Origin of the sequence: Roseospira goensis (assembly GCF_014197795.1) — a bacterium.
GTDB lineage: Bacteria > Pseudomonadota > Alphaproteobacteria > Rhodospirillales > Rhodospirillaceae > Rhodospira > Rhodospira goensis.
Genome location: NZ_JACIGI010000001.1, coordinates 49,165 through 74,683 on the forward strand (window position 1 = coordinate 49,165; position 25,519 = coordinate 74,683).

The 25,519-nt window shown below is 72.6% G+C and carries 23 protein-coding genes; 16 read left to right on the forward strand and 7 right to left on the reverse strand.

The genetic code is table 11. From position 1 onward, the window contains the following. Window positions 1-13: 13 nt before the first annotated feature. Window positions 14-1,159 (forward strand): iron-containing alcohol dehydrogenase, encoded by a 1,146-nt coding sequence (locus tag GGD88_RS00240; RefSeq protein ID WP_184430828.1) that lies wholly within the window; start codon window positions 14-16, stop codon window positions 1,157-1,159. 134 nt (window positions 1,160-1,293) lie between these two features. Continuing rightward, complete coding sequence (locus GGD88_RS00245) at window positions 1,294-1,494, forward strand: hypothetical protein (protein WP_184430829.1); 201 nt, start codon at window positions 1,294-1,296, stop codon at window positions 1,492-1,494. Window positions 1,495-1,504: 10 nt separating this feature from the next. Here the strand turns inward: GGD88_RS00245 and GGD88_RS00250 are convergent, their stop codons facing one another. Both GGD88_RS00250 and GGD88_RS00255 read right to left on the reverse strand, forming a co-directional pair. After that, the gene (locus GGD88_RS00250; protein ID WP_184430830.1) at window positions 1,505-3,007 is read right to left on the reverse strand and encodes a radical SAM/SPASM domain-containing protein; all 1,503 of its coding nucleotides are present in this window, start codon (window positions 3,005-3,007) and stop codon (window positions 1,505-1,507) included. A 97-nt stretch (window positions 3,008-3,104) separates the two neighbouring features. Beyond that, window positions 3,105-3,308: a hypothetical protein gene (locus GGD88_RS00255; RefSeq protein ID WP_184430831.1), complete on the reverse strand. Its 204-nt coding sequence runs from the start codon at window positions 3,306-3,308 to the stop codon at window positions 3,105-3,107. A 451-nt stretch (window positions 3,309-3,759) separates the two neighbouring features. On the opposite strand from GGD88_RS00255, the gene GGD88_RS00260 reads away from it, so the two are divergent. Next, on the forward strand, window positions 3,760-4,635 hold the full coding sequence (locus GGD88_RS00260) for a pseudouridine synthase (RefSeq protein ID WP_184430832.1): 876 nt from the start codon (window positions 3,760-3,762) through the stop codon (window positions 4,633-4,635). After that, on the forward strand, window positions 4,632-5,141 hold the full coding sequence (locus GGD88_RS00265; RefSeq protein ID WP_184430833.1) for a GNAT family N-acetyltransferase: 510 nt from the start codon (window positions 4,632-4,634) through the stop codon (window positions 5,139-5,141). The genes GGD88_RS00260 and GGD88_RS00265 overlap by 4 nt, the downstream gene beginning before the upstream one ends. Window positions 5,142-5,151: 10 nt before the next feature. Here GGD88_RS00265 and GGD88_RS00270 read toward each other — a convergent pair whose 3' ends face one another. Together GGD88_RS00270 and GGD88_RS00275 are read right to left on the reverse strand one after the other, a co-directional pair. Beyond that, window positions 5,152-6,018 carry a phosphodiesterase gene (locus tag GGD88_RS00270; RefSeq protein ID WP_184430834.1) on the reverse strand — a complete coding sequence of 289 codons (867 nt, stop codon included), beginning with the start codon at window positions 6,016-6,018 and terminating at the stop codon, window positions 5,152-5,154. Between the two features lie 117 nt (window positions 6,019-6,135). Then, window positions 6,136-6,606 carry a cysteine peptidase family C39 domain-containing protein gene (locus GGD88_RS00275; RefSeq protein ID WP_246423460.1) on the reverse strand — a complete coding sequence of 157 codons (471 nt, stop codon included), beginning with the start codon at window positions 6,604-6,606 and terminating at the stop codon, window positions 6,136-6,138. A gap of 141 nt (window positions 6,607-6,747) precedes the next feature. Between GGD88_RS00275 and GGD88_RS00280 the strand changes: the two genes are divergently transcribed. Further along, the gene (locus GGD88_RS00280; protein WP_184430835.1) at window positions 6,748-7,680 is read left to right on the forward strand and encodes a DUF1848 domain-containing protein; all 933 of its coding nucleotides are present in this window, start codon (window positions 6,748-6,750) and stop codon (window positions 7,678-7,680) included. A 27-nt stretch (window positions 7,681-7,707) separates the two neighbouring features. On the opposite strand, the gene gabD is transcribed toward GGD88_RS00280, so the two are convergent. Further along, window positions 7,708-9,168 (reverse strand): NADP-dependent succinate-semialdehyde dehydrogenase, encoded by a 1,461-nt coding sequence (gene gabD, locus GGD88_RS00285; RefSeq protein ID WP_184430836.1) that lies wholly within the window; start codon window positions 9,166-9,168, stop codon window positions 7,708-7,710. Window positions 9,169-9,436: 268 nt separating this feature from the next. On the opposite strand from gabD, the gene GGD88_RS00290 reads away from it, so the two are divergent. The 10 genes from GGD88_RS00290 to GGD88_RS00335 all read left to right on the forward strand — a co-directional run bounded on the left by GGD88_RS00290 (window position 9,437) and on the right by GGD88_RS00335 (window position 21,709). Beyond that, the gene (locus GGD88_RS00290) at window positions 9,437-10,357 is read left to right on the forward strand and encodes an N-formylglutamate amidohydrolase (protein ID WP_184430837.1); all 921 of its coding nucleotides are present in this window, start codon (window positions 9,437-9,439) and stop codon (window positions 10,355-10,357) included. Between the two features lie 36 nt (window positions 10,358-10,393). Further along, complete coding sequence (locus GGD88_RS00295) at window positions 10,394-11,539, forward strand: carboxylate-amine ligase (protein ID WP_184430838.1); 1,146 nt, start codon at window positions 10,394-10,396, stop codon at window positions 11,537-11,539. Window positions 11,540-12,157: 618 nt separating this feature from the next. Continuing rightward, window positions 12,158-13,555 carry an MATE family efflux transporter gene (locus tag GGD88_RS00300; protein WP_184430839.1) on the forward strand — a complete coding sequence of 466 codons (1,398 nt, stop codon included), beginning with the start codon at window positions 12,158-12,160 and terminating at the stop codon, window positions 13,553-13,555. Window positions 13,556-13,738: 183 nt separating this feature from the next. Beyond that, on the forward strand, window positions 13,739-15,118 hold the full coding sequence (miaB, locus tag GGD88_RS00305) for a tRNA (N6-isopentenyl adenosine(37)-C2)-methylthiotransferase MiaB (RefSeq protein WP_184430840.1): 1,380 nt from the start codon (window positions 13,739-13,741) through the stop codon (window positions 15,116-15,118). Next, the gene (locus tag GGD88_RS00310) at window positions 15,115-16,137 is read left to right on the forward strand and encodes a PhoH family protein (RefSeq protein ID WP_343056162.1); all 1,023 of its coding nucleotides are present in this window, start codon (window positions 15,115-15,117) and stop codon (window positions 16,135-16,137) included. The genes miaB and GGD88_RS00310 overlap by 4 nt, the downstream gene beginning before the upstream one ends. Further along, window positions 16,134-16,832 (forward strand): rRNA maturation RNase YbeY, encoded by a 699-nt coding sequence (gene ybeY, locus GGD88_RS00315; protein WP_184430841.1) that lies wholly within the window; start codon window positions 16,134-16,136, stop codon window positions 16,830-16,832. The genes GGD88_RS00310 and ybeY overlap by 4 nt, the downstream gene beginning before the upstream one ends. After that, on the forward strand, window positions 16,810-17,853 hold the full coding sequence (locus tag GGD88_RS00320; RefSeq protein ID WP_184430842.1) for a hemolysin family protein: 1,044 nt from the start codon (window positions 16,810-16,812) through the stop codon (window positions 17,851-17,853). The genes ybeY and GGD88_RS00320 overlap by 23 nt, the downstream gene beginning before the upstream one ends. After that, window positions 17,850-19,469, forward strand: coding sequence for an apolipoprotein N-acyltransferase (gene lnt, locus GGD88_RS00325; RefSeq protein WP_343056163.1), 1,620 nt, complete (start codon window positions 17,850-17,852; stop codon window positions 19,467-19,469). Before GGD88_RS00320 ends, lnt begins: the two co-directional genes overlap by 4 nt. A 174-nt stretch (window positions 19,470-19,643) precedes the next feature. After that, window positions 19,644-20,141 (forward strand): helix-turn-helix domain-containing protein, encoded by a 498-nt coding sequence (locus tag GGD88_RS00330; RefSeq protein ID WP_246423461.1) that lies wholly within the window; start codon window positions 19,644-19,646, stop codon window positions 20,139-20,141. A gap of 272 nt (window positions 20,142-20,413) precedes the next feature. Next, complete coding sequence (locus GGD88_RS00335; protein WP_184430843.1) at window positions 20,414-21,709, forward strand: SAM-dependent methyltransferase; 1,296 nt, start codon at window positions 20,414-20,416, stop codon at window positions 21,707-21,709. Between the two features lie 139 nt (window positions 21,710-21,848). Here GGD88_RS00335 and GGD88_RS00340 read toward each other — a convergent pair whose 3' ends face one another. Beyond that, window positions 21,849-22,892 carry an MlaA family lipoprotein gene (locus GGD88_RS00340; RefSeq protein WP_246423462.1) on the reverse strand — a complete coding sequence of 348 codons (1,044 nt, stop codon included), beginning with the start codon at window positions 22,890-22,892 and terminating at the stop codon, window positions 21,849-21,851. Between the two features lie 916 nt (window positions 22,893-23,808). Between GGD88_RS00340 and GGD88_RS00345 the strand changes: the two genes are divergently transcribed. Beyond that, window positions 23,809-25,083 carry an OmpP1/FadL family transporter gene (locus tag GGD88_RS00345; protein ID WP_246423463.1) on the forward strand — a complete coding sequence of 425 codons (1,275 nt, stop codon included), beginning with the start codon at window positions 23,809-23,811 and terminating at the stop codon, window positions 25,081-25,083. 93 nt (window positions 25,084-25,176) lie between these two features. Here GGD88_RS00345 and GGD88_RS00350 read toward each other — a convergent pair whose 3' ends face one another. Then, window positions 25,177-25,518 carry a hypothetical protein gene (locus GGD88_RS00350; RefSeq protein ID WP_184430844.1) on the reverse strand — a complete coding sequence of 114 codons (342 nt, stop codon included), beginning with the start codon at window positions 25,516-25,518 and terminating at the stop codon, window positions 25,177-25,179. Window position 25,519: the final 1 nt, after the last annotated feature.

A 25,519-nucleotide genomic window follows, 5' to 3' on the forward strand; every position in this document is an offset into this window, starting at 1 on the left:
AGGCTTTTGAGACATGAGCCCGACCGCGAACTGGAGCTATCCCACCGCCATCCGCTTCGGCGCCGGCCGCATCGAGGAACTGGCCGAGGCGTGCCGCAGCCTGGGCATGACCCGGCCGCTGCTGGTCACCGACGCCGGCCTGGCGGCCCTGCCGATCACCCAGGGCGCCCTCGATGTGCTGGACGCCGCCGGCCTCAAGCCCGGCCTGTTCAGCGAGGTGCAGCCCAACCCGACCGAGGCCAACCTCGCCGCCGGCGTTGCCGCCTTCAAGGCCGGCGGTCACGACGGCGTGGTGGCCTTCGGCGGCGGCTCGGGCCTGGACCTGGGCAAGCTGGTCGCCTTCATGCACGGCCAGACCCGGGCGGTGTGGGACTTCGAGGACATCGGCGACTGGTGGACCCGCGCCGACGCCGACGCCATCGCCCCCATCGTGGCGGTGCCGACCACGGCCGGCACCGGCTCCGAATTCGGCCGCGCCGGCGTGGTCACCAACAGCGAAACCCACGTCAAGAAGATCATCTTCCATCCGAAGATGTTGCCCGGGATCGTGATCTGCGACCCTGCGCTGACCGTCGGCCTGCCGCCGGCCCTCACCGCCGGCACCGGCATGGACGCCTTCGCGCACAGCCTGGAAGCCTACTGCTCGCCGCATTTCCACCCCATGTCCCAGGGCATCGCGCTGGAGGCCATGCGGCTGGTCAAGGACTACCTGCCGCGGGCGCATGCGGACGGCAAGGACATCGAGGCCCGCGCCCACATGATGGCCGCGTCCGGCATGGGGGCGGTGGCGTTCCAGAAGGGCCTGGGGGCGATCCACGCGCTGTCGCACCCGGTGGGGGCGCTCTACAACACCCACCACGGCACCACCAACGCCTGCGTCATGCCGGCGGTGCTGCGCTTCAACCGGCCGGCGATCGAAGCCCGGATCGACCGCCTGGCCGCCTACCTGGGGCTGGCCGGCGGCTTCGACGGCTTCCTGACCTATGTCCTGGGGCTGCGCGCGGCGCTGCACATCCCCGAACGCCTGAGCGACATGGGGGTGACGGCCGACCGCCTGGACGAGATGGCCGCCATGGCCGCCGAGGATCCGAGCTGCGGTGGCAACCCGGTGCCGCTCAGCGCGGAGACGCTGATGACGCTCTACAAGGCCTGCCTGTAGAGCCGGCTTTGGGGGGGTGCGGGGCCGGGGCCGGGTGACAGAACGCTGACGGGTCCTCTCAGGCGGGCATCAGCGGGTCCCTGGTAAAGGTCGGGTGTCGTTGAACACACCGTCCAGTCAAGGGACCCCACGCCATGAACACGCCGGAAACCGTGACCAGCATTCTCTCCGTCGCCCACCTGCTTGCCATCGGGACCGGCGACAACGCCCTCGATCTGGCGCGCCGCCGGACCTGGCTCGACGGCCGCGGCCAGCCCACCCCCGCCGGCCGCGACGTGGTCGCGGCGATGCGGACCCAGCGCGGCACCCGCAGCGTCTTCTTCGGCGCCGCGTGAGCCGGCACCGTCACTCGGCGGCGGTTCGCGCCGCCCCCGCGCGGGTGGGACTGCGCGGCTTCAGCACCTGCGCCAGGGCGCGCAGGAACACCGCCCGGTCGTCCGAGCGCAAGGCGTCCGCCACCTCGCCCAGGACGGCCGCGATCAGGGTCTTCTGGACCGCGCAGAACCAGGCCGGCGGCTTGTCGATGCGCTGGTCCAGCAGGAACGACGATCCCAGGCAGGACTGGCAGATCTCGTTGGCCCAGCACTCCCGGCACGGCGCGTGGTGGGACTTGCCGTTGGCCCGGAAGCGGTCCGAGACGGCGGCGTAGCGGTCCTGCGACCAGTCCCCGCCGAGGACGCCGTAGCGCGTCTCCGCCGACTGCAGCAGGTAGCAGGGATAGGCCGTGCCGTCGGCGTTCACCGCCATGAAGGTGCGCCCGGCGCCGCAAACGTGGCCGCGCCGCTCGCGCTTGACCAGGCCGTCGAGCACGAAGTGGATGCCGCGCAACAGGAACGGATCCGCCGTGCGCAGGGACCGCACGCAGGCCCGGGCGACCGCGACGAACGACTCGGTGACCGCCTCCAGTTCGGCGCGGCAGTCCTCGCCGTGCCAGGTCCCGAGGGCGAGGGTGATCTGCATCTCCGTCACCCCCAGCGAGCGGATGTGATCGGCCAGATCCCGCACCGACAGGCCGGCCTGGGCATGGGTGCGGGTGTAGACCGCCTCCACCGCCCCGTCGACGCCGGCCGCGCGCAGGCGCCGAACGGTCTCGCTGGCCCGGTGGTACGAGCCGCGCCCGCCGGCGAACGGGCGCAGGGTGTCGTGGACCGCCGGCGGGCCGTCCAGACTCACCAGGACGTAGAAGTCGTGCTCCCGGAAGAAGGCGATCATGGCATCCGTGACCGCCGTGCCGTTGGTGACCACCACGAACACCGGGAGCGGCCAGCCGGCGGCCGGCCAGCGCCGCTCCACCGCCGCCACGACGTGGCGGATGGTCTCGAACGCCAGCGTGGGTTCGCCCCCCAGGAACTTGATGCTGCCGATGCCCGACCGCGACAGCGCCATGGCCGCGTCCAGGATGGTGTCGGCGGTGTCGGGCCGCATGCGGGTACCGGCGCTGTTGAGATCCTCGGCGTAGCAGTAGGCACAGGCCAGGTTGCAGAGCTGGCTGACGTTCAGCACCAGGTCCTTGAGGTCGGGCACCGGGTCGGGATCGGCGGGCGGCAGCGGGGCGGCGGTGTCGGCATGCGCGGCGATCACCGCCCGCATGGCCGCGCGGACGCCGGCCTCTCCGGGCCGCAGGCCGGGCAGGTTGTCCGAGACGGTGCCGGCCCCGAAATCCGACAGGGCCTCCCGGACCGCGTCCGGGATGTCGAACAGCCGGTAGAGCTCGGGCAGGAACAGGAAGGAGCGATCGCCCCCGTCGACGACGGCGAAGCGGCCGGGCGTGGGCGGGGCGGCGGCGCCCGAACAGCCCGTGCAGGCGGTGGACGCGGGTGCGGGTGCGGGTGCGGGTGCGGTGGCCATGCCTCGTGTCCTCCCCGAGGGATCCTGGTGGCCGGAGGCCGGCGCCGCCATCGGCGCATCCGGGCCGGCCGCGCCCGGATGCGCCCGCGCCGGGGCCTCAGCCGCAGCCGATGCCGCCGCAATTGGCACGCGAGGCGGCGGCCAACTCGGCCAGCTTGTTGACGTCCTCCACGGCCAGGGCGGCAATGGCGTCCTTGTTGGCCATCAGGGCGCGGATCGGGCCGGCGCCGATGGCTTCCGCCACCTTCTCCATGTCGCGTCCGGACAGGTGGGACAGGTCGGGGGTCTCACGGCTTGGCATGGTGATGCTCCTCGCAGGGGAGAGGGAAGGGTGGGACGGATCCTGAACGGGCCGGACCGCGCGACGGTCCCGGGATCCGCGGCGGCGCGGGGCCCGTGGCGTCCGGGGCGGCTCCCGGTCGGGAGTGCAGGCCCGGACGTTGCTTAACCGTAATGGAGTCGGCGGGGGATGTAAAGCTGGTGCGTGCAATGGGCGTTACAAGACTTTTTTGGTTGTATTTGACGCGATTTCGCAGTCAACCGCACGGACCGTCCCTCGCCCCCCCGGTTCGGGTCCCGGCCCCAGCGGCGCGAGTCGCCCGCCGCCGCCGGCGGACCACCCGGCGGACCACATTGCCGCGCCCTGTCGACATCGTGGCCGACGTCATCATCGACATCATCCGCGGCGTGGTCTAAACGCGGAGGGATCGCATCGCGTCTTCCGTCAACCACTCCCGTCCGCGTCGCCGCTCATGGTCCCTCCGCCGTCCGACTCCCCGCCGTCCGCCCCCACCGCGCCCGCCGGCGACCGCGTCGCCAAGGTGCTGGCGCGCGCCGGCGTCTGCTCGCGCCGCGACGCCGAGCGCCTGATCGCCGCCGGCCGGGTGGCCGTGAACGGCCAGGTGCTGGACAGTCCGGCGCGCAACGTCGCTCCCCGCGACCACGTGACCGTCGACGGCGCCCCCATTCCCGAGCCCGAGGACACCCGGCTGTGGCGCTTCCACAAGCCGCCGGGACTGGTGACCACCACCCGCGATCCGCAAGGGCGCCCGACGATCTTCGAGCATCTGCCGGACACGCTGCCGCGGGTGATCACCGTGGGCCGACTGGATCTGAACAGCGAAGGGTTGCTGCTGCTGACCAACGACGGCGCCCTGGCCCGCCACCTGGAACACCCGGAGACCGGCTGGGTGCGGCGCTACCGGGTGCGGGTGCACGGGCGGGTGGTGCCCGAGCGCCTGGCCGAACTGGACCAGGGGGTGACGGTCGAGGGGGTGCGCTACGGCCCCATCAAGGCCGCCCTGGAGCGCCAGCAGGGCAGCAACGCGTGGCTCACGGTGGCCCTGCGCGAGGGCCGTAACCGCGAGGTCCGGCGCGTCATGGAGCATCTGGGCCTGCCGGTCACGCGGCTGATCCGCGTCGGCTACGGACCGTTCATCCTGGGGGCGCTGCCGCGTACCGGGGTCGAGGAGGTGCCGCGGCGCCAGATGCGCGATACCCTGGGCACGGCCTGGCGCCAGGGCGGCGGCACCGACGGCCGCAAGACCGGCAAACAGGGCGGCGGGCGCCGCCGTCACCGGGGCGGCACGGCCGCCCCCGACACCACGACGACAGGAGGGGCCGCATGAAGCTGATTGCCCTGCCGCCGGATGTCGCGGCCCGGGTCGCCGGGGGCGACCTCTCGGTCCTGCCGACGGATATCATGCTCGGCGGCGTCGCCGACCTGGTGTCGGCCATGGCCGCCGGCCACACCGCCCTGTACGCGGCCACCGGGGCCGTCGCGCCCTGGATCGGGTATCTCGCGGCCGAGCCGCGCGGCGCCCAGGTGGTCGGCGCCTGCGGGTTCAAGGGGCCGTGCCGGGGCGGCGTGGTCGAGATCGCCTACTTCACCTTCCCGCCGTTCGAGGGCCGGGGCCACGCCAGCGCGATGGCCGGCGCCCTGCTCGACCTGGTCGCCGGACGGCCGGAGGTGCGGGAGGTGATCGCCCACACCCTGCGCCAGGACGGCCCGTCGGTGCGGGTGCTGGTGGCGCATGGCTTCCGGCGCCTGGGCGAGATCGACGACCCGGAGGACGGGCGGGTCTGGCGCTGGACCCGCCCGTGCACCGAAAGCGCCGACCGCGCCGCCGATTGAAGCCCGATGCCTACAGCCCGGCGTCGGCGGCGGCACGGGTCACGGTCGGGATGGCGTCCGGGGTGGCCGCCGATTCGGCCGCCTTGTCGCCCATGTCGTAGACCCGGTCCTCGTCCAGGGGAACCCGTTCCAGGTGGATCATGGTTTCGCCGTCGGCGATCTCCACCACCGCATAGCCGGGCGAATCGAAACAGCCCAGGACGGTGGGATCGGAACTCAGGCGCAACGCCACCTGGTGGTTGGGGGACGGCACGCTGGACAGCGGGATGCCGCGCCAGGTGCCCCAGAGCGGCCGGTGCACGTGGCCGTGGAACAGGTGGCGCACGCGGCCGTGCCCCGCCAGCAGCTCGCCGAGCAGATGGTCGCCCTGGGTCAGGCGCTGGCGGTCCATGGCGCGCAGGCCGCAGCCGCGCGGCGGATGGTGCAGGCCGATGTAGACGTCGCGGTCGGCATGCTCGCCCAGCCGGGCCTCCAGCCAGGCCAGCCGGGTGGCGTCGAGGCGGCCGCTGCTCAGGCCCGGTTCCAGGGTGTCGAGCATGAGGAACACCCCCTCGGGCGTGTCGACCGCGTACTGAAGGTAGTCCGGATCGCCCATCGGGGCTTCCGGGAACACGCGGTGGAACGGCGCCCGGGCATCGTGGTTGCCCAGGCCGGGGTGGACGGTGACCCGGCAGCCGGCGAGGATGTCCTTCAGGGCCTGATAGTCGTCGTCATCGCCGTCGTGGGTCAGGTCGCCGGTCAGCCACACGAACGCCGCGTCGGCGTGATGCCGGTTGATGTGGGCGACGGCCAGGGCCAGACGCCGGCGCGGGTCGGTGCCGTACAGGGCGCGGGGGGCGGCTACGATGTGCGGGTCGCTCAGGTGGATGATTTTCATGGCACGGTCCGGTTGCTGCGGGTCGGACGGCGCGGGCGCCCAGCCGGGCGCCCGGGTCGCCGGGTCAGGGGTGGTGCGGCGCGCCGCCCGTCCAGCGACCGTTTCGCGACCGCCGCTTCAGGGCGTGCCGGTCGCGGGCACGATGACGTCGCCGGCCCAGAACAGCGCCAGGTCGTCGCGCTCCAGGGCCAGCGGCGGTGCCGGGCCGCGATCGGCCGCGCCGTCATCGCGCAGCAGCACCCGCGCCGGCGGCGTGCCGGGGGGCGGGACGGCCGGCTCCAGTCCGTCCAGAATGGCGGTGGCGCCATCGCGGAAGATCAGCAGCGCCGGCAGGTGGTCGGCGAGCCCCGCCAGCCCGGCCCAGGAGAGTCGCGTGTGACGGGCGGCGAGACCCAGATCGTCCGCCACCGCGAGCACCGTGTCCAGGGTGAAGCCGTCGCCGCGCACCCCGTGGGCGCTGGCCAGCCGGTCGCGGTCGCCGCCCAGGCCGCGCTCGGCCGCGAGGCGCAGCAGGCGGTCCAGGAAGCAGCCGTTGACCAGGGGCACGGCGGCCGCCGCGGCGGCAGTGTCGGGTCCAGGCATCATCATGGCGCCGATATGGACGCATCCTGACCGGCGGGCAAGGCCGGTGTGGACCCGGCTGCGCCCGCGCCCGCCCTGGAGAGCCCACGGGGAGACCACGGGGAGACCACGGGGAGACCACGGGGAGACCACGGGGAGACCGCATCCATGATCGTGTCCGCCAGCTACCGCACCGACATCCCCGCCTTCTACGCCCGCTGGTTCGGCGCCCGGCTGGCGGCCGGCGAGGCCTGGGTCGCCAATCCCTACGGCGGCCGGCCGACCCGGGTGGCGCTGACGCCGGGGGCGGTGGACGGCTGGGTGTTCTGGACCCGCAACCCGCTGCCGTTCCGCGACGCGCTGGCGGCGGTGGCGGCGCGCGGCGAGCCGTTCGTGGTGCAGATGACCGCGCTGGGCTATCCGCGCGCGCTCGACCGGGCGGTGATGGCGCCGGAGCGGGCGCTGGCGGCGATGGCGGATCTGCGCCGGCGCTATGGGCCGAAGGCGGTGGTGTGGCGCCACGACCCCATTGTGGTCAGTTCCCTGACGCCGCCGGCCTGGCACCGCGAGACCTTCGCCCGCCACGCCCGGGCGCTGCGCGGGGTGGTCGACGAGGTGGTGGTCTCCCTGTTGCAGGTCTACGCCAAGAGCCGGCGCACCCTGGACGCCCGCGCGCGCGACCATGGGTTCACCTGGCGCGACCCGCCGGAGGACGAGAAGCGCGCGCTGCTGGCCGATCTGGCCGGGATCGCGGCCGAGGCGGGCCTGCGGCTTTCGCTGTGCGGCCAGGCGGCACTGGGCGCCGGGCTGCCCGGGGTGGGGGCGGCCGCCTGCGTGGACGCGGCCCGGCTGTCCGCCGTCGCCGGCCGCCCGATCGCGGCCCGGCCCAAGCCGCACCGGTCCTGCGGCTGCGCCGAGAGCCGCGACATCGGCGCCTACGACACCTGCCCGCACGGCTGCGCCTACTGCTACGCGGTGCGCGACCGCGACCGGGCCCGGCGGCGCCACGGGGCGCACGACCCGGCGGCCCCATTCCTGGCCCGCCCGGACGCCCCGCCGACGGCCCCGACGCCGGCGCCCGCCCAGGGCCGGCTGCTGTGACCGCCGGATCCGGCGCGGCGGGCGGGTCTACTTGTCCACCCCGCCCATGCACAGGTATTTGATCTCGACGAAGTCGTCGATGCCGTACTTGGAGCCCTCGCGGCCCAGGCCGGATTCCTTGACCCCGCCGAAGGGGGCGACCTCGGTGGAGATGATGCCCTCGTTGATGCCGACGATGCCGTACTCCAGCCCTTCGGAGACGCGCCAGACGCGCCCGATGTCGCGGGCATAGAAGTAGGCGGCCAGGCCGTACTCGGTGTTGTTGGCCATCTCGATCGCCTCGGCTTCGGTCGAGAACCGGTACAGCGGGGCGACGGGGCCGAAGATCTCCTCCGAGAACAGCCGCATGGACTCGCTGACGTCGGCCAGGATCGTGGGCTCGTAGAAGGTCCCGCCCAGGGCGTGCGGCTTGCCGCCCAGGACCACCCGCGCCCCCTTGCCGACGGCGTCGCCGACCAGCTCCTGCACCTTGTCCAGCGCGGCCGTGTCGATCAGCGGCCCCTGTTGGGTGTCGCCGGCCAGGCCGTCGCCCACCGTGAGCGCCTGCACGGCCGCCGCGAGCTTCTCGGCGAAGGCGTCGTAAACGCCGTCCTGCACCAGCAGGCGGTTGGCGCACACACAGGTCTGGCCGGTGTTGCGGTACTTGGAGGCGATGGCGCCTGCCACCGCGGCGTCCAGATCGGCGTCGTCGAACACGATGAAGGGCGCGTTGCCGCCCAGCTCCAGCGAAATCTTGGTGACGTGCTCGGCGCACTGGGCCATCAGTTTCTTGCCGATCTCGGTCGAGCCCGTGAACGAGAGCTTGCGCACCAGCGGGTTGCGCGTCATCTCCGCGCCCATGGCCGACGACCGCTTGGTGGTCAGCACGTTCAGGACCCCGCGCGGCAGACCCGCCTGTTCGGCCAGTTCGGCCAGCGCCAGCGCCGACAGCGGGGTCAGCGCCGCCGGCTTGATCACCACCGGGCAGCCGGCGGCCAGCGCGGGCGCGCACTTGCGGGTGATCATGGCGCTGGGGAAGTTCCACGGCGTGATGGCGGCCACGACGCCGATCGGCTGCTTGATGACCACGATGCGCTTGTCGGGGCCGTGCGCCGGGATGACGTCGCCGTAGATGCGCTTGCCCTCCTCGGCAAACCACTCGATGAAGCTGGCGCCGTAGGCGATCTCGCCCCGGGCCTCGGCCAGCGGCTTGCCCTGCTCGGCGGTCATCAGGACCGCGAGGTCCTCCTGGTGTGCCATGATGAGCGAAAACCACTGGCGCAGGATGGTGGCGCGCTCCTTGGCGGTCTTGGCGCGCCAGGCCGGCCAGGCGGCGTGGGCGGCCTCGATGGCGCGGCGGGTCTCCTCCACGCCCATGTCGGGCACGCGCGCGATTTCGGCCCCGGTGGCCGGGTTGGTCACTGCGACGGTGCCGCCGGCGTCGGCGTCGCACCACTGGCCGTCGATGTAGCCCTGCTGGCGCAGCAGGCGGTTCTCGGTCAGTTTCATCGGTCGAGTCCTCTGGTCGGACGAAGCAAGTGGTCGGACGAAACGAGGGCGGGCCGCGTGAACGGCACGCGATGATGCGGACTCTACCCGTTCGCCCCGGCGGCGTCATCCCGGGGCGCGACGAGGCCCGTTCGCGCGGCGCGGCGGTCGGCTCCCGCGTCCCGGCCCGCGGGTGGTTGCGGCGCCCGCGGACAGGGTCTCGGCCCCCGCGACGCAGCCATGCACGCGGCCCCTGTCGCCGGCCGCCGGCTTCGGTATACTGCCCGCCATGACGACCCTCTCTTCCGCACGCGCCGCCGCCCCCGCTTCCGCGACCCCCGAGACGCCGCCCGAGACGCCGCCCGAGACGCCGCCCGAGACGCTCCCCGGGGCGGACCGTCCCGCCCTGCTGGACCGGGGCGAGCCGGGGCCGTTCGAGGTGCTCAACCCCGACGCCACCCGGCCCGTTCTGCTGATCTGCGACCATGCCAGCCGCCGCATCCCGCGTGCCCTGGGCAGCCTCGGCCTCGACAACGCCGACCTGCACCGGCATATCGCCTGGGACATCGGCGCCGCCGCTGTGACCCGCCATCTGGCGCACCGGCTCGGCGCCTGTGCCGTGCTGGGGACCTATTCGCGGCTGGTCATCGACCTCAACCGGGCGCCCGGGGCGCCGGAGTCGATCCCGCCGGTCAGCGACGGCACCCCGGTGCCCGGCAACACGGACCTGGCCGAGGCCGACGAGGATGCTCGCATCGCCGCCCTGTTCGAGCCCTACCACGCCGAGGTGACGCGCCGCCTGCACCATCTGTGGCGCATCAGCGGACAGGCGCCGGTGCTGTTCTCGGTGCACTCCTTCACCCCCACCATGCGCGACGGCGGCCAGCCGCGGCCCTGGCACGTGGGCGTGCTGTGGGACCGCGACGGGCGCGTGGCCGAGCCCCTGATGGCCCGTCTGGCGGCCGAAGACGGCCTCGTGGTGGGGGACAACGAGCCGTATTCGGGCTGGGTCGTGGGCTACTCCGTGGCGGCGCACGCCGGCAGCGCCGGCCTGCCCCGGGCCGCGGTGGAGATCCGTCAGGACCTGATCGCCGGCGACGCCGGCGCGGCCGCCTGGGCCGGGCGCCTCGCCGAAGCCCTGGACGGCATCCTGGCCGACCCGGCACTCTATACGGTCGAACCGGCGGCCCTGTCCGACGGACAGGAGTAACACCACCGCCGGACGGACAAGGGGGAGGGGTCCGCCATGGCGTGCGCCAGCAATACCGAACCGGCCTTCACCATCGGGGTGGAGGAGGAGTACCTGCTGGTCCACCCGGAGACCGGCGACCTGGTCGGCGACGTGCCCGAGACCCTGATGGCGCGCTTCGACGACATGGCGACGGGCACCGCCAGCCCCGAGTTCCTGCGCAGCCAGATCGAGGTCGGCACCCGCAAATGCGAGACCGTCGCCGAGCTGGGCCAGTGCCTGCGCGACCTGCGGCGCACGGTGCGCGACGTGGTGGCCGAATACGGCATGGCCCCGATCGCGGCCTCGACCCATCCCTTCGCCCAATGGGATGTCCAGAAGACCACCCTCAAGGACCGTTACACCGCCCTGGCCAAGGACTACCAGGCGGTGGCCCGGCGCCTGCTCATCGGCGGCATGCACGTGCACGTGGGCATCGAGGACCCCGACCTGCGCATCGACCTGATGAACCAGTGCGCCTACTTCCTGCCGCACCTGCTGTCGCTGTCGACCTCCTCGCCGTTCTGGCGCGGCCTCGACACCGGTCTGAAGAGCTACCGGATCAGCGTGTTCAACGAACTGCCGCGCACCGGCCTGCCGGGGCGGTTCGACTCCTATGCCGATTACCAGCGCCATATGGACATCATCGTCCAGGCCGGGTTGATCGAGGACGCCAGCAAGATCTGGTGGGACCTGCGGCCGTCGGCGACGTTTCCGACGCTGGAGATGCGCATCACCGACATCTGCACCCGGGTCGAGGACACCATCGCCCTGGCCGCGGTCTATGTGTGCATCCTGCGCATGCTGTGGCGGCTGCGCCGCTCCAACCAGCGCTGGCGCATCTATGCCCGCATGCTGGTCGAGGAGAACCGCTGGCGGGCACAGCGCTACGGCTACGACGACGGCCTGGTGGACTTCGGCGTCGGCCGGGTGGTGCCCATGGCCGACCTGATCGAGGAACTGATCGACCTGACGCGCGAAGACCAGAAGGTGCTGGGCTGCCGCCACGAGGTGGAGCACCTGCGCGAGATCATCCGCCGCGGCACCAGCGCCCACAGTCAATTGCGGGTCTACCACGAGTCCCTGGCCGCCGGGGCCACCTCGGAGGAGGCTCTGCGCGCGGTCGTCGCCATGCTGCGCGAGGAGACCATGGCGGGGGTGTGACGGTGGTGGCGGGAGCGCCCACGCAGGAGCGTGGGCGCGAGATCCCCTCGCTTCTCGGTCCCACGCTCCCGCGTGGGACCGGTCCACACCGCGCGGCGCCCACGCAGGAGCGTGGGCGCGAGATCCCCTCGCTTCTCGGTCCCACGCTCCCGCGCGGAACCGGCCCGCCCCGCGCGGCGCCCACGCAGGAGCGTGGGCGCGAGACCCCTGAACCGTCTCTCTCGGTCCCACGCTCCCGCGGGGGACCGGTCCGCCCCGCACGGCGCCCACGCAGGAGCGTGGGCGCAAGATCCCCTCGCTTCTCGGTCCCACGCTCCGGCGTGGGACCGGTCCGCCCCGCACGGCGCCCACGCAGGAGCGTGGGCGCGAGATCCCCTCGCTTCTCGGTCCCACGCTCCGGCGTGGGACCGGCCCACACCGCGCGGCGCCCACGCAGGAGCGTGGGCGCGAGATCCCCTCGCTTCTCGGTCCCACGCTCCCGCGTGGGACCGGCCCGCCCCGCATCCCGGTGGTAGGCGCCGGCGGGTCGGTGGCGTATGCTGCTGCCGGTTTCCCCCAGATACCCGCACCACCCGCCGGCCCTGTCCGGCGGTCGGTCCCTCTCGCGCCGAGGCCCCCGTGTCCACCCCTGGCCGCCCCTACGACCACCGCCTGAGCCACCACGTTCGCCGCACCGTCGTTCTGGCCGGCCCGGTCGTGCTGGCGCGCCTCGGCTTCATGGCCTTCACCAGCGTCGACGTCATCGTGCTGGGTCGGGCCGGCGCCGAGCCCCTGGCCGAGTACGTGCTGGGCGCCGCGGTGGTCGACGGTCTGCTGGCGACTCTGGCCGGGCTGCTGATGGGCGTGCCGGTCTTGGCGGCGCAGGCCGACGGGGCGGGCGCCCGGGGCGGTGTGGGCCGGATCTGGCGCCAGGGCGTGGCCTACGGCCTGGTGGTGGGCGCTCTGCTGGGCGTGCTGCTGGCGCTCTGCGCCGAACCCCTGTTCCTGCTGGCCGGCCAGGACCCGGACCTCGCGGCGCGGGCGGCGACGGTGGCGGCGATCATGGCCCTGGGCCTGCCGTCGCTGGCGGTGGTCCTGGTCGGCGCGACCTTCCTGGAGGCGCTGAGCCGGCCTCTGCCGGGCATGTTGGCGGTGCTGCTGGCGAACCTGTCCAACCTGGGGCTCAACATCGTCCTGGTGTTCGGCTGGGGGCCGATCCCGGCCCTGGGTGCCCTTGGCTGCGCGCTGGCGACCGCGATCAACGCGCTGCTGCTGGCGGTCGGGATCAGCCTTTACGTGCGCTACGGCCTGCGTGACCGCGTCCACCTGGGATTGGCCGGGGACGCCGCCGCGGGCGCGCCGCTGTGGAGCCCGGCCCCGTGGCGCGGGGCCGGCCGCCTGCGCGGCATCGGCTATGCCGCCGGCGTGGCGCAGGGCCTGGAGGCGGGGTCCTTCACCGTGCTGACGCTGCTGGTGGGCCTGCTGGGGTCGCTGGCGCTGGCGGTCCACGGGGTCATGTTCCAGTTCGTCGGCCTGACCTTCATGATCGCCTTCGGGCTCGCCACCGCGACCCAGGTCCGGGTGGGCAACGCAGTCGGGCGCCGCGATCCGCGCGGGGTGGCGCTGGCCGGATGGGTCGGCCTGGGGCTGTCCACCGTGGTCACCGGCGCCGCCGCGGTCGCCTACCTGCTGTGGCCGGAGGCGCTGCTGCGCGTCTTCACCACCGACGAGGCGGTGCTGGCGGCGGCCGTGCCGGTGATGCTGTGGGCGGCGCTGGCGCTGGTCTGCGACGGCGGCCAGTCGGTGATGAACCACGCCTGCCGTGGCTGCGGCGATACCTGGACGCCGACCGGGCTGCACGTGCTCAGCTACTGGGTGGTGATGGTCCCGGTGGCGGCGCTGCTGGCGCTGCCGCTGGGTCAGGGCGTGTCCGGCGTGTTCCAGGCCATCGCGCTGGCCAGTGTGGTATCCATGGCGGTGCTGATGGTGCGCTTCGCGGTGCTGGCCCGGCGGCCGCTGGCGGCCCCGCCGGGGTGACGCGGGCGCCGCGCGTCACCGAACCGCGGCTTGACAACACCCGCCCCCCCGCTCACGTTGACGTCGATTGGGGATGCAAAACGGGATGCCCGCGCGCCCGGCGGAGCGTGCGGCGGTCGCGCCGACGCCCGGGCATCCCGGACACGACTGAGGACGCGGTTGCGACCGCGCGAACGATTCGCCTTGGCGACGAAGAAGCTCTTTATCAAGACCTACGGCTGCCAGATGAACGTCTACGATTCCGCCCGCATGGCGGACGTCCTGGCGCCGCTCGGGTACGGTCCGACCGACGATCCGGCCGAGGCCGACATGGTCCTGCTCAACACCTGCCACATCCGCGAGAAGGCCGCCGAGAAGGTGTTCTCGGAGCTGGGCCGGCTGCGCCGGATCCGCGCCGCCCGCGAGGCCCGCGGCGAGGGCCGCACCGTGCTCGGCGTGGCCGGCTGCGTGGCCCAGGCGGAGGGCGCCGAGATCCTGGCCCGGGCGCCATTCGTCGACCTGGTGCTGGGGCCGCAGGCCTACCACCGGCTGCCCGAGATGGTGGCCCGCCTGGCCCGCGCCGGCGAAGCCCAGCTCGACACCGATTTCCCGGCCGATCCCAAGTTCGACCACCTGCCGGCCCCGGGGGTGCGTGGGCCGGCCGCCTTCCTGTCGGTGCAGGAGGGTTGCGACAAGTTCTGCACCTTCTGCGTCGTGCCCTACACGCGCGGGGCCGAGTACTCACGCCCGGTGACGGACATCCTGGCCGAGGCGCGCGCCCTGGTGGCGGCGGGGACGGTCGAGATCACCCTGCTGGGCCAGACCGTCAACGCCTATCACGGCGAGGGTCCGGACGGGTCCCCCTGGGGACTGGGCCGGCTGATCCGGGCGCTGGCGGAGATCGACGGCCTGGACCGCATCCGCTACACCACCAGCCACCCGCGCGACGTGGACGACGATCTGATCGCCGCCCACGCCGAGGTGCCGGCGCTGATGCCGTTCCTGCATCTGCCGGTGCAGGCGGGCTCGGACCGCATCCTGAAGGCCATGAACCGCGGCCACGACGCCGCCGCCTACCGCCGCATCGTCGAGCGGCTGCGGGCGGCGCGGCCGGATCTTGCGCTGTCGTCCGATTTCATCGTCGGCTTTCCGGGCGAGACCGAGGCCGATTTCGCCGACACCCTGGCCCTGGTGGACGAGATCGGGTTCATCCAGGCCTATTCCTTCAAGTACAGCGTCCGGCCGGGGACGCCCGCGGCGGGCCTGCCCGGGCAGGTGGCGGAGGACGTCAAGGCCGAGCGGCTGGCCCGCCTCCAGGCGCTGCTGAACGCCCAGCAGGTGGCGTTCAACCGGGCCTGCGTCGGCCTGGAGATGGACGTGCTGCTGGACCGCACCGGCAAGAAGCCGGGCCAGCTCGTCGGCCGCAGCCCGTTCATGCAGCCGGTGCACGTCAGCGCCCCGGCCGAGATGCTGGGGACGGTGCGGCGGGTGGTCATCGACGCCGGTCAGCCCAACAGCCTGGCGGGCCGCCTGGTGGCGTGCCCGGGGGGCGCTCCCCAGGGTCCGCAGAGGGTCCCCGCGTGACCGAGGATACCGTGCAGGAGGTCCGCACCTACGCGGACAACGGCGCCCTTCAGGTCGTGTTCGGGCCCGGCAGCGAGAACATGGAGCATCTGGAAGGCCGGCTCGGGGTGTCGCTGCCGACGCGCGGCAACGAGGTGACGCTGGTGGGCACGGCCGACGGCGTGGCGGTGGCAGCGCGGGCGCTGGACGCGCTCTATGCGCGCGCCCGCGCCGGTCAGGACGTCAGCAAGGCCGACGTCGACGCCGCCGTGCGCATGGGCCTGGAGCCGGACGCCCTGTCCGGTCCGGCGCCGGTGCTGCGCACCCGCAAGCGCGTCATCGAGGCGCGCTCGCCCGGTCAGGCGCGCTATCTGAACGCCCTGGCGCGCAACGAGCTGGTGTTCGGTCTCGGGCCGGCGGGCACCGGCAAGACCTACCTCGCCATCGCCCACGCGGTGATGCTGAAGATGACCGGCGTGGTCGATCGCCTGATCCTGTCGCGCCCGGCGGTGGAGGCGGGCGAGCGCCTGGGCTTCCTGCCCGGGGATCTGCGCGAGAAGGTGGACCCCTACCTGCGGCCGATGTACGACGCGCTCTATGAGATGCTGCCCGGCGACGAGGTCATGCGCCGCCTGGAGGCGGCCGAGATCGAGGTCGCGCCGCTGGCCTTCATGCGCGGGCGCACGCTGGCCAACGCCTGCATCATCCTGGACGAAGCCCAGAACACGACGCCGACCCAGATGAAGATGTTCCTGACCCGCATGGGCGAGCACTCGCGCATGGTGGTGACCGGCGACATGACGCAGATCGACCTGCCGCTGGGCGCGCGCTCCGGGCTGCGTGACGCCCTGGAGACCCTGGAGGGCATGGAGGGGGTGGCGGTGTGCCACTTCACCCACCGCGACGTGGTGCGCCACGACCTGGTCACCCGCATCGTGCGCGCCTACGAGGCGCGCGACCGCCAGCGCGCCTCCAAGACCCCGGCGGCGGCGGAGTCGGCCCCGAGCCCGGCCCAGACCGGGCGGGAGACGCGGCGATGAGCGTCCCCCCCGTGTCGGCCGCGGCCGACCTTGATGTGACGGTCGACGTGACGGTCGACGTGGTGGTCGAGGCGCCGGCCTGGCGCAAGGCGGTGCGCGGCCCGGTGGCCCTGAGCACGCGCGCAGCCCGGGCCGCGGTGGCGGCGGCGTTGCCGGACTCGCCGCTGGCGCCGCTGGCCGCCGCCGGGGTGCCGCTGGCGCTGTGTGTGGCGCTGGAGGACGACGCCGCGGTGCAGGCGCTCAACCGCGACTTCCGGGGGCGGGACGCGCCGACCAACGTGCTCGCCTTCGCCGCCCTGGAGGACGCGGCGGGCCGCGTGCTGGCGCCGCCCGCCGAGACCTGGGGCGGCGACCGCGACGACGACGACGAGCCGGAAACGCTGGGCGACGTGGTCGTCGCCCTGGAGACCACGCGGGATGAGGCCGCCCGCGCGGGCAAGACCCTGGCCGACCACCTCAGCCACCTGGTGGTGCATGGCGTGCTACACCTGCTCGGCCACGACCACCAGGACGACGCCGAGGCGGCGGTCATGGAAGGCCTCGAGACCCGCATTCTGGCCGGGCTCGGGATCGCGGATCCCTACGCCGAGTCCGATGCCGATGCCGATGCCGATGGCGCGGGCGAGGGGCGGGCCGCACGCCCGGCCATGCGGGACCCTGGGACTGGAGACGATGACGGACCCGACGCAGAGTAGCCGGCCGGGCGTCCCCCCCGCCTCCGGGGGTGGGGCCGCACGCGGTCCCGACGCGGACGACCCGGCGCCCGACCGACCCGATCGCGCCGCACCGCCCGATCGGTCCGAGCCCCATCCGCACACCGAGGCCCCGCCGCTGCCCGGCGACGGCGGCGCCGAGTCGCTTGGCGACTGGCTGCGGGCGCTGTTCCGCGGCCGCACCAACGGCGAGGGCTCGGTGCGCGACACGCTGGAAGAGATCATCGAGGAGCGCGACGAGGCCGAACTGCCCATCGACGCCCACGAACGGCTGCTCATCACCAACGTCCTGCATCAGCGCGACATGACCGCCGAGGACGTGATGGTGCCGCGGCCCGACATCGTGGCCCTGGGCGAGGACGCGACCCTGGCCGAAATCGCGGCGCTGATGGCCGAGAAGGGCCATTCGCGCATGCCGGTGTTCCGCGAGACCCTCGATACCATCATCGGCATGGTCCACATCAAGGACCTGATCCCGTACCTGCACCGCGGCGAACGCGCCGATCTGGCGGCGCTGGCGCGGGCGGTGCTGTTCGTCTCGCCGTCGATGCGGGTGCTCGACCTGCTGCTGGAGATGCGCCTGAAGCGGACCCATATGGCGCTGGTGGTGGACGAGTACGGCGGCATCGACGGCCTGGTGACCATCGAGGACCTGGTGGAACAGATCGTCGGCGAGATCGAGGACGAGCACGACGTCCAGACCGAACCCGAACTGGTCGTGCACGACGACGGATCGGTGGTCGCCGACGCCCGGCTCGACCTGGAGGACTTCGAGGGCCGCTTCGGGGCCTTTCTGTCCGACGCCGAGCGCGAGGAGACGGACACCCTGGCCGGGCTGGTGTTCCGCCTGGCCGGGCGGGTGCCCGGGCGCGGCGAGCTGATCGTGCACGACAGCGGCATGGAGTTCGAGATCATGGAGGCCGACCCGCGGCGCATCAAAAGGTTGCGGTTGCGCAACCTGCCGACCGAGGCGGTGACCGGCACCGGGACCGGCGCCCCGTGACCGTCGCCGCGCGGGCGGCGGCCGCCCCCGGCCGGATCGCGGCGGCGGTCGCCGGCCTGCGCGGGGCGCGGCGCCACGGCGTCGCTTTGGGCCTGGGCATGCTGGCGGCCTTCGCGCTGCCGCCGGTCCATGCCGTGCCGCTGCTGCTGGTGGCGCTGGTCGGCCTGGTGTGGCTCCTGGACGGGGTGGTCCGGCGCCACCGCGGCAGCTTCGCGGTGGGCTGGTGGTTCGGCCTGGGCCATTTCGCCGTCGGCATCCACTGGATCGCCAACGCGTTGCTGGTGGACGCCGCCGCCTTCGGCTGGATGATTCCCTTCGCGGTGTTGGGGCTGGGCGGTGTGCTGGCCCTGTTCACCGGGGCCGCGACCTGGCTGGCGGGCCTGATCTGGCGGCCCGGACGGCCGGGGCGGGTGCTGGCGCTGGCCGTCGCCTGGCTGCTGGCCGAATGGCTGCGCATGTGGGTGGCCACCGGCTTTCCGTGGAACATGGCCGCCACCGTCTGGATGCCCTGGCCCGCGATGCTGCAAAGCGCCAGCGTGGTCGGCGCCCTGGGCCTGGGCGGTCTCACCGTCTACGCCCTGACGGCGCCGGCGGTGCTGGCCGATCCGGGGGGCGGCCGGGTGAAGACGGCGGTGCTGGTCCTGGCCGCTCTGGCCCTGGCGGTGCCGGCGGGCTGGGGGGCGTGGCGGCTGGCCACCGTCGACGTCGGGGTGGTCGAGGGGGTGCGGCTGCGCCTGGTCCAGCCCAACCTGAGTCAGGCCGAGAAGATCAACCCGGACCTGCGTCACGTGAACCTGATGGACCATGTGGCGCTGACCCGCGAGGCGGCGGGATTCGACGGCCTGACCGCCGTGATCTGGCCGGAGACCGCCTCGGCCTTCCCGCTCAACGCCGATCTGGGGCGCCGTGTCCTGGTGGCCGACGCCGCCCCCACCGGGGGTGTGCTGATCACCGGTGCCCCGCGCATCACCGCGCCCGGCGAGACGCCGTTCCAGGTCTGGAACAGCCTCTATGCCATCCGTCCCGACGGGTCGCTGGCCGGGCTCTACGACAAGGCGCACCTGGTGCCGTTCGGCGAATACGTGCCGTTCGGGGACATCCTGCCGATCCAGAAGATCACGCCGGGGCGGGTGGATTTCTCGTTCGGCGAGGGGCCGCGGACGCTGCGGCTGCCGGCGCTGCCGCCGGTCTCGCCGCTGATCTGCTACGAGGTGATTTTCCCGGGGGCGGTGGTCGACGCCGCCGACCGGCCGGCCTGGATGGTCAACCTGACCAACGACGGCTGGTACGGGTTGAGCCCCGGACCGTTCCAGCACTTCGCCACCGCCCGGCTGCGCGCGGTGGAGGAGGGGCTGCCGCTGGTGCGGGTCGCCAACACCGGCATTTCGGGGATCGTCGACCCCCTCGGCCGGGTCACGGGGCGGCTCGACCTGGGCACCCGCGGGGTGCTGGACGGCGCGCTGCCGGTGGCGTTGCCGCCGACGATCTTCGCGCAGACGGGGAATACCGGCGCGGTCGGTGCAGGTCTCGCCGTGTTCCTGCTGCTCGCCGTACAGCACTGGCGCGGGCGTCGCGAGACGAGAGCGGCCTCTTTTTCTCGAGACCGCCCGCAGTAGTGAGGGTCATCAGGGGTCCATCTTGTATAAACGTATAGGTTTTTTGTTGACCGACTGCCGAGCCGGCCCTAGAGTCGTCACAACGCAGCGCGCGTATTTTCTGAACGAGTGGGCGCCCGCTACGCGCACCGGTTCAGCCTCCCCCTCAAGGCGCCCATCATCAAGGCAATGCCCATGGCGGACAGGTCGGCCCCGCAGCCCCGACGCTCCAACCGTGGACGGACCGCGTCCGGAAAACCCAACCCCGTGGACGTCCACGTCGGCGGCCGCGTGCGGCTGCGGCGGACATTACTCGGTCTGAGTCAGGAGCGTCTGGGCGAGGCGATCGGGCTGACCTTTCAGCAGGTACAGAAGTACGAACGCGGCGCCAACAGGATCGGGGCCAGCCGGTTGTGGGACCTCAGCCGCGTCCTCGACGTGCCCATGAGCTATTTCTTCGAGGACATGGACGAGGACGTCTCCAACCTCAGTCCGCGCAACATCGCCGGGGCCGCGCTCGACGCCGAGGTGCCGGCCGTGTCCGATCCCCTGACGAAACGGGAAACCCTGGAACTGGTGCGGGCCTATTACCGCATCGCGGACCCGCAGGTCCGCCGCCGGGTGTTCGACCTGACCAAGACGCTGGGAGCGGCCAATCCGGCGAGCGAGGCCGGCGATGAGCCGCCCGCCTGACGCGGCCTGACGGGACCTGAGGGGGAGCAGGACGGTTTGCCGCGCTGCGGCTAATGGGCGTGCCGCCTTTATTGATGCGCGCCCGCAAACTGCCTATGCTGAATTGAATTGCCGACGGAACGGATCGCGGGCGATGCGAGGCGGCGTCGGCGATGCAGACGGCAACGATCGGTCAGGACGTGCGGCGGTTCGAGGGGGCTGTGCGCGAGTCCGGAGGCGCACGGCAGCGCGAGACCGTCCCACCTGGCCGGCATCAGGCAGGCGAGGCGGACATGATCCTGCGGATGATTCTCCAACAGGCCCTGCGTGACGGATCGCTGACGCTGATCGACCACGCCGGGCGTCGCCGCGTCTTTGGCGGGGCCCCCTTCGCCGAGACCGGCACCGGGCCGGCGCCCGACCCCGTCACGATTCGCATCTCCGACCCGACCTTCGGGCGCCGCTTCCTGGCCGGGCCGGAACTGGCGGTCGGCGAAGCCTACATGGACGGGACCCTCACCATCGAGGAGGGGACGCTCTACGACATGCTGGCCCTGATGGTGGCCAACATGCACCGGCACAGCCGGGGGGCGACGTTCTTCCGCCTGCACTGGTTCGTGAACTGGGGTTTGCGGTGGCTGCATCAGCACAATCCGGTCGGGCGCGCCCATAAGAACGTCGCCCACCACTACGACCTGTCCGAGGCGCTCTACCGCCTGTTTCTCGACGACGACATGCAGTACTCGTGTGCCTACTGGCCACCCGGGGTGACGGACCTGGAGGTGGCGCAACTCGCCAAGAAGCGCCACATCGCGGCCAAGCTGCGGCTCTCCCCGGGCCTGCGCGTGCTGGACATCGGATGCGGCTGGGGGGGGCTTGCGCTGCACCTCGCGCGCGAGCACGGCGTGCGGGTGGTCGGCGTGACGCTGTCGCAGGAGCAGCTTCGGGTGGCCCGCCAGCGCGCGGCCGAGGCCGGGCTGGAGGACCTGGTGGAGTTCCGCCTTCAGGACTATCGCCAGGTGCCGGAGACCTTCGACCGCATCGTCTCGGTCGGCATGTTCGAGCACGTGGGCGTCAACCACTACGTCGAGTTCTTCCGCAAGACCCGCGCGTTGTTGAATCCGGATGGCGTGTTCCTGCTGCACACCATCGGCCGCGCCGAGGCGCCCGGCGGCACCAACGCCTGGCTGCGCAAGTACATCTTCCCCGGCGGTTACACCCCGGCGCTGTCGGAGTTGACCGAGGCCGTGGAACACGCGGACTGGATCCTGACCGACCTGGAGGTGCTGCGCCTGCACTATGCCGAGACCCTGCGGCACTGGCGCGACCGCTTCCAGGCGCAGCGCGATCACGTCATCAACGACCTGTACGACGCGCGGTTCTATCGGATGTGGGAGTTCTACCTGGCCGGCTGCGAGGCGGTGTTCCGGTTCGACCGTCAGGTGGTGTTCCAGGCCCAGCTTGCCCGCTCCCTGGGGGCGCTGCCGGTCACCCGCGACTACATCACCGACGACGAGCGGGCGGCCGAGGACGTGGCCCGGCGGGCCGACGGCGATTGGGCGCCGGCCCCTATGCGCGAGGTCGGGTAGGGCAGATCGTGATCAATCTGACTCACAGCGTGGTTGTGATTGATTATGAGACTCTGCCCCAGATCAAAATCACATGGTTGGGGCGGAGTCTCGCACGGCATTGGACTCCAGGAGTGGGGCCAATGCCGTGCAATCCGCCCTAGGGGCCGGCGCCGGGCGCGGCGCCGGCTTCGGTCATCGGGGTGGGCGCCGCGGCCGGCCGGGCGGCCGCCTCCAGCGTCGGCGGGGACACGGTGTCGGCCTTCGGTCCGGTCTCGGACAGGGACGGGGCGGAGGCGGCGGGGTTGCCCTCGTCGTTGGCGATCGCGGCGCGGCGGGACTGGATGTAGAGGCTGCGCACCGCGGCGTAGAAGTCGATAGAGGTTTCGCGCAGCTCCTCCATGCGGTTCACGTTCCCGCCCACCTGGCTGGAGACCGAGGCGTAGGTGCGGGCGTTGACCGCGGCCTCCCCGCTGGGACCGGCGAGCCAGAACAGCGGGTCAGTGACCATGTCCACGGCGCGGCCGATGCCGTCGCGTGGGTTGCCCGGACCGAACAGCGGGAAGACGATGTACGGTCCGTCGCCCACGCCCCAGACCCCGAGGGTCTGGCCGAAGTCCTCGTCGTGCTTGGGCAGGCCCATGTCCTCCGCCGCGTCCCAGAACCCGAGGCCGCCGGCGGTGGAGTTGATGGCGAAGCGCTGGGTGGTGACCCAGGCCCGGTCCGTTTCGCCCTGGAGCAGATCGTTGAGCAGGATGACCGGTGTCGACAGGTTGTGCAGGAAGTTGTCGACGTTCTCCTTGCGCTCGTCGGGCAGCACCCCGTAGGGCGCAATCACGGGCTGGATGAACATGTAGATCAGGCTGTTCAGATCGAACACGAAGCGATTCCAGTCCTCCAGCGGATCGGCGACCAGGGTATCGTCCACGGAGTCGGGATCGTCGATATCGGGGGCGGACTGCGCCAGAGCGGCGAGTTGTGCCCCGTTGCCGGCCGAGGGCGGCGCGATCGCCGGGGCGGTGGTGGTGCGGGCGCCGGCGGACGGCGGGGCCGGATCGGTGTCCACCGTGCTGAGCGCGGCGCAGCCGGTCAGGGCCAGGCCTGCCACGGTGACCGCCACGGTGCCGGCCACGGCGCCCCTCACGGTCCGGGCCGCGCCCCGGCCGAACATGCGCGGGAGAGTCGGTGTCGCCTTGGTCGTCATGCTTCGCCTGCCGCCCCTTGTTCCGGTCGGGTCCCCGGGTCCGGAGCCCGTCGCTTGGTTTCTCGTCTGATCGTCCGCCTGTCTGTCCTTCGGTGGCCGCCCGACCGCGGAGCGCGCCCCATCCCGCATCCCGGCGGACCATGCCACCCCCGCCGGACCCGCCCCCATCCGAACCGAGGCGATCGAGGCGATCGACCACGGCGCGGCCGGCCCACCCATCGTACGCGTCGGCGCCGGTCCAGGCGAGCCCCCGTTTCGGGCCCCCGTTTCCGGCCCCCGTTTCCGGCCCCCGTTTCCGGCCCCGGTTTCGGAAACCGGTTTCAGACCCCGTCGCGGTTCCGGCCATGGGTCATGGCCGCCGCTGCCATGGCGCGTCGCCGCGGCCGGTCGCGCGCGGCGCGCGGGTCGGGGCGTGCCGGCGCACCGAACGCCCGGACGCCTGACCCGTGTATGGTGATACCCGGACCGGCGATCGCGCGCAACGGCGCCCGCAGCCGGGGCCTTCGCCCCGGCCGGCCCCGACCGAACCCCGGGTCGCGCCCCTGCCGCACAAAAAGGTCATTTAAAACAGTGGGTTACCGGGGCGCCCGCCCGCCGGTCGCGGGGCGGCCGGGGTCGCGCCTGGGGGCCTCCGGCCCGTCCCGGTGCGGCCGGGCTGCGTTTCGCGCGCGCGCGTGGCGACGCTGCAACAGGCGCCGAAAGTTGTTTTTCCTGAAGGGGTTTTGCATCGGCGCGGCGCTCGGAAAGGTCCCGGCGCGGGGTCCATGGGGTGCCAGCGGTGTCAAGCACGCTTGAAACATGTCGGAAATGAGACACACTGCCCCGGACACGATGTCAGGCTACGTTGACGCTTCGTCGGGCGCCGCCGGGCCGGCGCACCGGGACGGGGCGGACCAGAACAAAGGGGGGAAACACGATGACCATCCGTCAGTGCCGGGCCGGCGCGGCCGGGCTCGCGGTGACCCTGATGGCCGGCGTCGCGGCCGGGCCGGCCGTCGCGTCGGGCTTCCAGCTCAAGGAGCAGGGCGCGGAGGGGCTGGGCAACGCCTACGCTGGTGCCTCGGCGAAGGCCTACGACCCGAGCACGGCCTTCTTCAACCCGGCCGGCATGACGCGGCTGTCGGGGACCCACGTCGGGGCCAGCGGCGCATACATCATGCCGTCGGCCCGCTTCAGCGGCGGCGCCACCTCGGCCTTCGGGACCCCGATCGCGGGCGGCAGCGGCGGCGATGCGGCCGTCGACGCCTTCATCCCCTCGGTCTACGGCGTCACCGAACTGACCGACGACCTGCGGCTCGGGCTCGCCATCAATGTGCCGTTCGGGCTCAGCACCGAGTACGACGCCGGCTGGGTGGGCCGGTACCAGGCGCTGGACTCCTACCTGGAGTCGATCAGCCTGATGCCGAGCCTGGCCTACCGCATCACCGACGGCCTGTCGGTGGCCGCGGGCCCGGTGTTTCAGTACACGTCGGTGCGGTTGACGACGGCGATCAATAACCTGGGCCTGCTGCCGCACGATGGTCTCCAGAAGCTGACCGGTCAGGATCTGGGCTTCGGCTTCAATGTCGCCGCCCTCTACGAGTTCAACGACACCACCCGCATCGGCATCAACTACCGCTCTCGGGTGCATCACACCTTCGACGGCAAGAGCGAGTATGCGAACGTCCATCCGGTCCTGGCGGCGCGCGGCGGGCTGGTGGACAGCGACGCCGAGGCCGAACTGACCACCCCGGATACGCTCAGCGTCGGCGCCTATCACGAGGTCTCGCCCGAATGGGCGATCATGGGCGAGGTGGCGTGGACCAACTGGTCGCTGTTCGACGAGCTGGCGGTGGACGCCGAGGTCGGCGCCGACAGCCGCACCGTCGAGAACTGGCACGATACGGTGTTCGCGTCCATCGGCGCCCTGTGGCGGCCCAACGAGCACTGGACCTTCCGCGCCGGCGTGGCCTACGACATGTCGCCGATTCCGGACGAGCACCGCACCGCCCGCATCCCGGGCGAGGACCGCTATTGGCTGGCCGGCGGCGTGTCGTACAATTTCGAGGATTGGCTGACCGTCGACGTCGGGTACACCCACATCTTCGTCAACGAGTCCAGCATCGACGAGACGACCAGCCAGGGCCGGCTGGTGGGCGAGTACGAGAACGGCATCGACATCGTCTCGCTGGGCGGCACGCTGCGGTTCTGAGGGCTGCGGTTCTGAGGGCTGCGGTTCTGGGGAACGGCCGGCTTGGACCGCCGCGCGGTCACCCGCGCGGCGGTCATGCCTTACCAGACGGCCTTACGTACCAGACGGCCTTACGGCCTTACCGGCGGGTCTCGCGCCCGGCCCGGGCCGGGGGCGGCCGGCGCGCCAGCGTAGCGCCACGTCGACGCCGTGGCCGACCAGGGCCGCCACCAGCCACCCCCCGATCACCGGCCAGGCGGCGCCGCGCAGCGCCGCGCCCAGGGCCAGGACCAGCGCGGCGCCGGTGGCCAGGTTGACGAGGAGGCCCCAGGGCAGACCGGGCCGGCCGGCGCGGCGATGCAGCCACGCCAGCCCGAGGGCTTCGAGCGCGATCAGGGCCACCAGCAGGTCGGCGACCCGGCCGGAGGTGTACAGATCGGCCAGCAGGTCCGTCATC

What these genes read in the sequence shown, in the direction of transcription:
- GGD88_RS00290 (WP_184430837.1), top strand. Translation starts at nt 9,437, where the DNA reads ATGACGACCCTCTCTTCCGCACGCGCCGCCGCCCCCGCTTCCGCGACC.
- GGD88_RS00330 (WP_246423461.1), top strand. Translation starts at nt 19,644, where the DNA reads ATGGCGGACAGGTCGGCCCCGCAGCCCCGACGCTCCAACCGTGGACGG.
- GGD88_RS00240 (WP_184430828.1), top strand. Translation starts at nt 14, where the DNA reads ATGAGCCCGACCGCGAACTGGAGCTATCCCACCGCCATCCGCTTCGGC.
- GGD88_RS00250 (WP_184430830.1), bottom strand. Translation starts at nt 3,007, where the DNA reads ATGGCCACCGCACCCGCACCCGCACCCGCACCCGCGTCCACCGCCTGC.
- GGD88_RS00280 (WP_184430835.1), top strand. Translation starts at nt 6,748, where the DNA reads ATGATCGTGTCCGCCAGCTACCGCACCGACATCCCCGCCTTCTACGCC.
- GGD88_RS00265 (WP_184430833.1), top strand. Translation starts at nt 4,632, where the DNA reads ATGAAGCTGATTGCCCTGCCGCCGGATGTCGCGGCCCGGGTCGCCGGG.
- GGD88_RS00275 (WP_246423460.1), bottom strand. Translation starts at nt 6,606, where the DNA reads ATGATGATGCCTGGACCCGACACTGCCGCCGCGGCGGCCGCCGTGCCC.
- GGD88_RS00345 (WP_246423463.1), top strand. Translation starts at nt 23,809, where the DNA reads ATGACCATCCGTCAGTGCCGGGCCGGCGCGGCCGGGCTCGCGGTGACC.
- GGD88_RS00295 (WP_184430838.1), top strand. Translation starts at nt 10,394, where the DNA reads ATGGCGTGCGCCAGCAATACCGAACCGGCCTTCACCATCGGGGTGGAG.
- gabD (WP_184430836.1), bottom strand. Translation starts at nt 9,168, where the DNA reads ATGAAACTGACCGAGAACCGCCTGCTGCGCCAGCAGGGCTACATCGAC.
- GGD88_RS00270 (WP_184430834.1), bottom strand. Translation starts at nt 6,018, where the DNA reads ATGAAAATCATCCACCTGAGCGACCCGCACATCGTAGCCGCCCCCCGC.
- GGD88_RS00255 (WP_184430831.1), bottom strand. Translation starts at nt 3,308, where the DNA reads ATGCCAAGCCGTGAGACCCCCGACCTGTCCCACCTGTCCGGACGCGAC.
- GGD88_RS00340 (WP_246423462.1), bottom strand. Translation starts at nt 22,892, where the DNA reads ATGACGACCAAGGCGACACCGACTCTCCCGCGCATGTTCGGCCGGGGC.
- GGD88_RS00350 (WP_184430844.1), bottom strand. Translation starts at nt 25,518, where the DNA reads ATGACGGACCTGCTGGCCGATCTGTACACCTCCGGCCGGGTCGCCGAC.
- GGD88_RS00320 (WP_184430842.1), top strand. Translation starts at nt 16,810, where the DNA reads ATGACGGACCCGACGCAGAGTAGCCGGCCGGGCGTCCCCCCCGCCTCC.
- GGD88_RS00245 (WP_184430829.1), top strand. Translation starts at nt 1,294, where the DNA reads ATGAACACGCCGGAAACCGTGACCAGCATTCTCTCCGTCGCCCACCTG.
- GGD88_RS00260 (WP_184430832.1), top strand. Translation starts at nt 3,760, where the DNA reads ATGGTCCCTCCGCCGTCCGACTCCCCGCCGTCCGCCCCCACCGCGCCC.
- ybeY (WP_184430841.1), top strand. Translation starts at nt 16,134, where the DNA reads ATGAGCGTCCCCCCCGTGTCGGCCGCGGCCGACCTTGATGTGACGGTC.
- GGD88_RS00335 (WP_184430843.1), top strand. Translation starts at nt 20,414, where the DNA reads ATGATCCTGCGGATGATTCTCCAACAGGCCCTGCGTGACGGATCGCTG.